The 7,052-nt window shown below is 77.3% G+C and carries 7 protein-coding genes; 5 read left to right on the plus strand and 2 right to left on the minus strand.

Annotated elements, in window-relative coordinates; all coding sequences use genetic code 11:
- Positions 1-175 precede the first annotated feature (175 nt).
- Complete coding sequence (locus ACI79P_RS20595) at positions 176-1,573, minus strand: ATP-grasp domain-containing protein (RefSeq protein WP_456582927.1); 1,398 nt, start codon at positions 1,571-1,573, stop codon at positions 176-178.
- A 133-nt stretch (positions 1,574-1,706) separates the two neighbouring features.
- On the opposite strand from ACI79P_RS20595, the gene ACI79P_RS20600 reads away from it, so the two are divergent.
- From ACI79P_RS20600 to ACI79P_RS20615, 4 genes are all read left to right on the plus strand, one after another.
- Complete coding sequence (locus tag ACI79P_RS20600; protein ID WP_456582928.1) at positions 1,707-2,801, plus strand: NAD(P)-binding domain-containing protein; 1,095 nt, start codon at positions 1,707-1,709, stop codon at positions 2,799-2,801.
- A gap of 110 nt (positions 2,802-2,911) precedes the next feature.
- Positions 2,912-3,838 (plus strand): ABC transporter ATP-binding protein, encoded by a 927-nt coding sequence (locus ACI79P_RS20605; RefSeq protein ID WP_456582929.1) that lies wholly within the window; start codon positions 2,912-2,914, stop codon positions 3,836-3,838.
- On the plus strand, positions 3,835-4,677 hold the full coding sequence (locus ACI79P_RS20610; protein WP_456582930.1) for an ABC transporter permease: 843 nt from the start codon (positions 3,835-3,837) through the stop codon (positions 4,675-4,677). Before ACI79P_RS20605 ends, ACI79P_RS20610 begins: the two co-directional genes overlap by 4 nt.
- Positions 4,678-4,810: 133 nt before the next feature.
- Entirely contained in the window at positions 4,811-5,149 is a 339-nt protein-coding gene (locus ACI79P_RS20615) for a hypothetical protein (protein ID WP_456582931.1), read from the plus strand.
- Positions 5,150-5,155: 6 nt separating this feature from the next.
- Here ACI79P_RS20615 and ACI79P_RS20620 read toward each other — a convergent pair whose 3' ends face one another.
- On the minus strand, positions 5,156-6,307 hold the full coding sequence (locus ACI79P_RS20620; RefSeq protein WP_456582932.1) for an MFS transporter: 1,152 nt from the start codon (positions 6,305-6,307) through the stop codon (positions 5,156-5,158).
- Between the two features lie 99 nt (positions 6,308-6,406).
- Here ACI79P_RS20620 and ACI79P_RS20625 point away from each other — a divergent pair, with 99 nt between their 5' ends.
- Positions 6,407-6,943: a DUF488 domain-containing protein gene (locus ACI79P_RS20625; protein WP_456582933.1), complete on the plus strand. Its 537-nt coding sequence runs from the start codon at positions 6,407-6,409 to the stop codon at positions 6,941-6,943.
- Positions 6,944-7,052 lie beyond the last annotated feature (109 nt).

The following is a 7,052-nucleotide window of genomic DNA, read 5'->3' on the forward strand; positions in this document are numbered from 1 at the left end:
TGACTCTAGGGGTAGATCGGCGCAGCGCGATCCCCCGAACGGTCACGGATCGGTCACTCTGCTGCCGCAGGCCCCTGCGCCGACCGCCAGTGGGCCGGGACCACACCCGTCGGCCGGGACCTGCGTGCGGTGCGCACGTTGCGCCGGTCGGCCAGGTACGGCCGACGGCGGTGGCTCAGGCGGTCCGCCGCGCCGATCCCCGACGGCGTCCGCTGGTCGGGAACCCGACCCCGCCCTCGCAGGCGCGGCGGCCCGGCCGTCGCGGAGGCGGCACGGGGTCGAGGTCGTCGACGCGCACGTGGATGCCATCGAGCGCCGCGGCGGCCCGCCGCCGCGACTGCTCGGGGGTCTCCCCCACGGTCACGACCTGCCCCAGGCGCTCCGGCCGGCCGGCAACCGCCCCGATGACCTCGCCGGCACCGGTGAAGACCTCGGCGACCACGAGACCGGGGATCGCGGCCACGTCGCGGACGCCGCCCACCGCGCGTACCCGGCCCGGCGCGTGGGCGGTCAGGTGCATCTGCGTGCAGGCTCCGGCGCCGGCGACCGCTGCCGGGGTAGTGGCGGGCTCGCCGAGCAGGCGGGCGACCAGGAGGTCCGCGGTGTCGACACCGCTCACCTGGTCGACGCAGGAGTGCGCGCCGTCGCCGACGAGCGCGGTCCCGACGTCGACCAGCCGCGGACCGGCCGGACCGAGGACGAACTCGAGGTGGAAGGGCCCGGTGTCGTGGCCGACCGCGGCCAGCCAGGCGCGGACCCAGCCGGCGGCCTGCGGTACCGGCGGCCGCGTCGTCGCCGTGCTGACCAGGTGGTCGAGCCGCGGAGGCGGGGTCGTGACGATCTCCGACCAGGCGAGCACCAGCGGGGTCCCGTCGTCGCAGAAGCCGTCCGCACCGAACCGGGGACCGGGGACGTGCTCCTCGACGACGAACCGGTGGCGGGGCGCCCGTGGGCTGCCGTGCCCCGACCGCGCCCGGTGCCGGGCCGCGAGCTCACGCAGCTCCCGGTCGTCGGAGACGAGCCCCGCGTCCCCGTGGCCCGGCCACGCCACGCAGGGGTAGCCGACCGGGGACGTCAGGTCCGGGGCGTCCGCCGCCACCTCGGCCCAGCGCACGTCGGCCAGGCCGGCTCCACCGATCGCCCGGCGCACGGCGCCGCGGTCGTCGGCCAGCGCCGGCGATCCGGGCGTCGGGCCGCGCAGCCCCAGCGCGCGGGCGGCGGCCGCCGCGGCGCCGGCGCACCCGGCGACGGCGCTGGTCACCGCGGCCGCCGTCCCGCCCAGCCCGCGCACCGCCCCCACGATCCCGGCCGCGTCCCGGGTGTCGCAGTCGACCCAGTGGTCGACCACCCAGTCCAGGTCGTCGCCGTAGGCGCCGCGGTCGAGCGAGAGCACCGCCGTCCGGAGCCCTCGGGAGCGCGCCCGCTCCAGCACCGCCACCCCCGCCGCGTCCAGGCGCTCGCCGGCCGCGAGTTCGGGCCGGGGGGCCGTCACCCGCACCTGCACCTCGACGGAGACGAACCACGGCGCGCCATCCGGCCCCGGGGTGCGGTCGGCTGCCTCGCGCGTGGTCATGTGCGCTCTTCCCGTCGGGGCGGTCGTTGCCCGGCGCACCATACCGGCCGGTCGGTTTCCCCGGAACGGGTTCGGCCCCGCGTCGTCGGACGGCGACGGGAAGCAGCGGCTGCCGCGGCCGGTTGCCGGGAGGGTGACCGCCACCCCGCCGCCCCGCGACGTCGACGTCGCCGTGATCGGCGCCGGGCAGGCCGGGCTCTCCACTGCATGGGCGCTGGCCCGCCAGGGTTTCGAGCGGGGCAGCGGGTTCGTGGTGCTCGACGGCGAGCCCGGGCCCGGCGGCGCCTGGCGCCACCGCTGGCCCTCGCTGACCCTCGGCACCACCCACCGCGTCCACGACCTGCCGGGGCTCCCCTTCCACCCGGACGACGACGCGGCGCCCGCCGTGGAGTCGGTCCCCGCGTACTTCGCGGAGTACGAGCGGCGCTTCGACCTGCCCGTGCTGCGGCCGGTCCGCGTCGCCGCCGTCCGCCGGGCCGACGACGGCCGCTTCGCCGTCGCCACCGACCGCGGCACCTGGAACGCGCGCGCCGTCGTCAACGCCACCGGCACCTGGACCCGGCCCTTCGTCCCGCGCTACCCGGGTCAGGAGCTGTTCCGCGGGCGCCAGCTGCACACCGTCGACTACCGCGCCGCGGAGGAGTTCCGCGGGCAGCACGTCGTCGTGGTCGGCGGCGGCGCCTCGGCCACCCAGCTGCTGGCCGAGATCTCCCGCGTGACGTCCACGACCTGGGTCACCCGCCGCCCCCCGGTCTTCCGCGAGGGCCCGTTCGACGAGGACGCCGGGCGGCGGGCCGTGGCGATGGTCGAGGCCGCGGTGCGCGAGGGCCGGCGGCCCGGCAGCGTCGTCGGCGTCACCGGGCTGCCCGTCGACACCCCCTACGTGCGCGACGGGCTCGAGCGCGGTGTCCTCCGGCGGCTGCCGGTGTTCGACCGGATCACACCCGAGGGCGTCGCGTGGGAGGACGGCCGGTCCGTCGACGCGGACGTCATCCTCTGGGCCACGGGCTTCCGCGCGGCGGTCGGCCACCTCGCCCCGCTCCGGCTGCGCGAGCCCGGCCGGGGGTTCCGCATGGACGGCACCCAGGTCGTCGGCGAGCCGCGCCTGCACCTGGTCGGCTACGGGCCCTCCGCCAGCACGATCGGCGCCAACCGGGCGGGCCAGGCGGCCGCGCGGGCACTCCGCCGGGAGCTGCAGCCGGGGATGCCCCTCCCCCGGACCGCCTGACCTCCCAGGGAGCTTTCAGGGTCCGATCAGGGCGCTCCCCGATGTGGCCGGGGCCGCCCGCGCGACAGGCTCCGGGGCATGACTTCCCGACCGCTCCCCGGAGGCCCGCGATGATCGAGGCGCGCGGCCTGACCAAGAAGTACGGCGACCGCACCGCCGTCGACGGCATCTCCTTCACCGTGCACCCGGGCCGGGTCACCGGCTTCCTCGGCCCCAACGGCGCCGGCAAGTCCACGACGATGCGCATGCTGCTCGGCCTGGACCGGCCCACCGCCGGCACCGTCACGGTGAACGGGCGCAGCTACGCCGACTTCCCCGCGCCGCTGCGGCAGGTCGGCGCGCTGCTGGAGGCCCGCGCCGTGCACCCCGGGCGCTCGGCCCGCGACCACCTGCGCTGGATGGCCGCGAGCAACGGGCTGCCGGTGCGCCGCGTGGACGAGGTGCTCGACCTGGTCGGGTTGACCGACGTCGCCGGCCAGCGGGTGGGCCGCTTCTCCCTCGGCATGGGCCAGCGCCTCGGCATCGCCGTCGCCCTGCTCGGCGACCCGCCGGTCGTCGTCCTCGACGAACCGGTCAACGGCCTGGACCCGGAGGGCATCCGCTGGGTGCGCACGCTGACCCGGCAGCTGGCCGCCGAGGGCCGGACGGTGTTCCTCTCCAGCCACCTGATGAGCGAGATGGCGCTCACCGCCGACCACCTCGTCGTGATCGGCCGTGGCCGGGTGCTCGCCGACTGCTCGATGCCCGACTTCATCGCCGAGCACGCCGCCTCCTACGTGCGGGTGCGCAGCCCGCAGCGGGCCGCGGTGGCCGACCTGCTGCGCCGGGACGGGCTCGAGGTCACCGCCGTCGACGACGAGCTGCGGGTGCAGGGCCGCGACGCCGCCGCCATCGGCGAGCTGGTCGGCCGGCAGGGGCACCTCCTGCACGAGCTCTCCCTCGTCAGCTCCTCCCTCGAGGACGCCTTCATGACCCTCACCGCCGCGAGCGTCGAGTACACCGCCCGCGACCGGACCCCCGCCGGAGCGACCCGATGACCGGAACCGTGAGCCCCCCGATGACCGACACCGTCACCCTCGACCCGCACCGGCACGTGCCCGGTGTCCGCGAACCCGGCTTCGCGCAGACCGTCCGCGCGGAGTGGATCAAGTTCTGGTCGGTGCGCTCGACGCCGTGGTCGATCGGCGCGCTGGTCACCCTGGGCGCGGGCCTGACCGTGCTGGTGTGCGCGGTCAGCGCCGCGGACCTCGCGGACGGGACCGCCGGCGAGGCCGCGGGCTCGTTCATCACCTGGGGCATGACGGTCGCGCAGATCACCGCCATCGTGCTGGGCGCCCTCGTGGTCACCAGCGAGTACGGCACCGGGATGATCCGCGCGACGCTGACCGCGACCCCGCACCGCGGCCGGGTGCTGGCGGCCAAGGCCCTCGTGCTGACCGGGACGCTGTTCGTCGCCGGCACGGTCACCGCCGCCCTCGGCTACCTCGGCGGCAACTGGTTCCTCGAGCGCGAGGGCATCGGCCTGGCGCTCTCCGACGACGGCGTGCTCCGCTCGCTGTTCGGGAGCGGGCTCTACATGGCCGGCATCGGCCTGTTCGCCGCCGCCGTCGGGCTGCTCGTGCGGCACACCGCCGCGGCGTTGTCGATCGTGCTGGCCCTGCTGCTGGTGGTCGGCAACATGGTGATGCTGCTGCCGGGCGCCTGGGGCGAGTGGGCCACCAAGCTGATGCCGGGCAACGCGGGCTCCGTCGTCGCCACGCCGGTGTCGTTCAACCCGAACCTGCTCGGCCCGTGGACGGGGTTCGCCGTGTTCTGCGCCGAGGTGGCCGCCGTCCTGCTCGCCGGTTACCTGGTGCTGCGCCGGCGCGACGCCTGACGAAGGACCCCCCTCTCCCCACCCCTCGCAGGCTCGGGGCGGTACCCGGAAGGGGGCCGTCAGGCGTCCGGAACCGGCGCAGCTCCCCGCCCCCGCTGTGCCCCGGCCCCGACGGCCGGGGCACAGTGGTGCGGTGACCACGCCCGACCCGGCCGCCGAGGGCCGCCGCCGCGCCGACGAACTCCTGACCGCCCTGACCGCGGGCGACGACGCCGCCGCCGAGCGGCTGCTCGCCGGCCTGGACGAGATCCGCGACCTGGTGTTCGTGGGCGCCGGGCTCACCGCGATCGCCCGCGCCGAGGGCCGCGCGCTCCCCACCGCGCAGCGCACGCAGGCCAGCACCCGGCAGCTCAAGCTCGGTCAGGTGCGCGACGCCAACCGCGACGACCCCGACGGGCTGCGCACCTGGCTGCGGCGGTCGGCCGAGGAGATCCTCTTCATCCGCTCGCTGCACGCCGCCCGGCAGGGCTGAGGGCACTCAGCGGCGCACCGACGGCTCGCGGGCGGCGGCCCCGGCCACCGGCAGGACGGCGGCGAGCGCGACGGCCGACAGCACGAGCGTCCACGAGAGCCCGACGGCGCCGTAGGCCAACCCGAGCAGGAGCGCCCCGGCCGCCGTGCCGGCGTCGAAGGAGGCGTTCCACAGCGCGCTGGCCGCCGTCGTCCCCCGCTCCCCGGCCCGGGCGAAGGCCCGCAGCAGCGTGAGGTTCTGCACCCCGCCGAACCCCGCACCGAAGAGCGCCGCGCCCAGCAGCACCCAGACGGTGCCCCACCACAGCCCGGCACCGGCCACCGCCAGCCCCACCCCGGCGACCAGCACCGAGAGCGGTAGCAGCACCGCGGTGCCCAGACGGTCGGCGAGCACGCCGGCGCGCCAGCGGGTCACCGCACCGGCCAGCCCCCACAGCAGCAGGGCAGCGGTGGCCACCAGCCCGTCGGGGCGGTCGATCGGCAGGAAGGTCACGAACCCGCCGCCGGCCGTCGTCACCACGAGCAGCACGAGCGACGGCGCGAGCGCGGCGCGCACCGCGGCCCGCGCGTTGCCGGCCGGGGCGGGCTCCTCGCGGCCACCCGCCGCCCGGAGCAGCGCGGGCAGGAAGACCAGCCCCAGCACCGGCGACGCCGAGAGCCACGACAGCACGCCGACGTGCCCGTTGAGCACGAGCGCCACCCCCACGGGGACGGCGGCCATGTTGGGCAGCGCGATGGCCAGCCCGTACAGGCCGATGGACTCCCCCCGCCGCCCCGGCGGCGCTACCCGCGCCGCCAGGGTCGCGCCGAGGACCGTGATCACCGCGAACCCCGCGCCGCGCACCGCGGAGAGCGCCGAGATCCAGGCGACGCCGTCGTCGAGCAGGTAGAAGGGCGCCGGCACCCCGAGCGCGAGCAGCCCCGCGACGAACACCGGGCCGGTCCCGAAGCGGTGCACGAAGGCGGGCACGACCGACTGCACCGCGATGGTGACGCCCAGGAAGACCGCGGTCACCACCCCCGCCCAGCTCTCCGCGGCACCACCGGCCACCGCGTACGCCGGCAGCGAGGCCAGGGTGAGGAAGTAGCTGACGAACCCCAGCGCCGTCACGCCGACCAGCGACTGCACCCCGCGGGACCGCCACAGGGGGGCCTGCACCTCCACCGCTCCCCCGCTCGCCGTCGCCGTCGTCCATCCCGTGCCCGCCGATCATGACCGGCCGGGAGTGACCGGCGGCACCCGGGTAGGCACGTGGGCGTGGGGTTGCTGACCGTGGGCCACGGGTCCGACGACCGCGCCGCGCTGGGCGCCCGGCTCGGCGCGGCGGGCGTGGAGCAGGTCGTGGACGTGCGGCGCTTCCCCGGCAGCCGCAGCAACCCCGACGTCCGGCGGGAGGCGCTGGAGCGGTGGCTGCCCGCTGCGGGGATCGGTTACCGCTGGGAGGAGCGCCTCGGGGGCCGCCGCCGGTTGCCGCGCGACGAGCCGGTCGCGGACGGGTGGTGGACCGTGGCCCAGTTCGCGGCCTACGCCGGGTACACCCGGACGCCGGAGTTCGCGGCCGCGCTGGACGAGGTGCTCGCCGCGGCGGCGGACGCTCCGGTGGCGGTGATGTGCAGCGAGTACGTGTGGTGGCGCTGCCACCGGCGGCTGGTCGCCGACGTCGCCGTCCTGAGCCGGCGTGTGCCCGTCGGGCACCTCATGCCCGATGGCCGGGTGACCCCCCACCGGCCGGCCGACGGCGCGGTCCTGGGCGACGACGGCCTCGTCCACTGGCCGGCCGCCGCAGCCCCCTGACCGCGTCCTCCCTCACCGTGGCGGGGGCGCCCCCCCCCCCCCCCCCGCGGGGGGGGGCGGCCCCCGCAGTGGGGCGGAGCGGAGGCGCGGGCCGGACACCCCAACTATG

This window comes from Blastococcus sp. SYSU DS0510 (genome assembly GCF_054050835.1).